A 901-nucleotide genomic window follows, 5' to 3' on the forward strand; every position below is an offset into this window, starting at 1 on the left:
CTGCAATCAATACAGATTTCTTTGTTTCATCGTCTTTTTTCACGATTTTCAGTTTTGCCTTAAACTCTTCATCCAGAAGCACTCGCCAGATCTGTGGCTCGTTTGGATGATGTTCTGTGATATTCACTTCAAAATCATCGACTGGCTTGTAGTTGTGCGGTGTTGTTGTCTCACGCACGATATAGCTTCCAAATGGTAATGGAATACTGCAGGCATACCCTTTTTCATCTGTGAAAATCTCAGTTGCTCCATTTTCTCCACTCACTACTGGTTTGACAGAATCAAAATCATAGCTTCCATCTGCTTTCTTTGTAAGGGAAGATTTCAGATAAACTGTAAATCCGGCTCCGGATAACAGATCTGCATCGGTCTTTCCATTGTTGGCTGCTTTGATGATCTGAAATGGCTGTTTGATGACCTGCTCACTGGAAGTGCACTCTCTTTTTACTTCTGCTGTCATATCTCCTTCATAACTGCACACAAGATCATGCTCTTCTGTATCTGCCAGGTATCCGGTCGGCGGTGTGATCTCTTTGACATAATATTTGCCAAGATATAAACCTTTTACAGAAGACTGTCCTTTGTCATCTGTTGTAAGAGACGCTACCTGTTCTCCTGCTTTATAAATAGTTCCGGTTGCTCCGTCCGGATGCACGATATCTTCACGGGCATACAGACCATAAACTGCACCTTTCAGTGTGGCATCTCCCTGTGGTACTGCTTTTCCTGTTTCTTTATCAACTTTGAATAAATTGATCTTTGCTGTCACACGGTCATTGCTGAAGGTATGGGCAAATGATACGGTTGCTTCTTTATCATTGGTGTAAGAAAACTTGAACGTATACACATCTTCTGTATTTCTTACATAGCCTTCCGGCGCTTGATCTTCTTTTACGGAATA

The 901-nt window shown here is 41.6% G+C and carries 1 protein-coding gene; it reads right to left on the minus strand.

Translation table 11 applies throughout. From position 1 onward, the window contains the following. A partial coding sequence (locus tag OCV61_RS12170; protein WP_262582916.1) for an MSCRAMM family protein occupies positions 1-901 on the minus strand: 901 nt, incomplete at both ends.

Source organism: Blautia ammoniilytica (genome assembly GCF_025566965.1).
In the GTDB taxonomy this organism is placed as follows: Bacteria; Bacillota; Clostridia; order Lachnospirales; family Lachnospiraceae; genus Blautia_A; species Blautia_A ammoniilytica.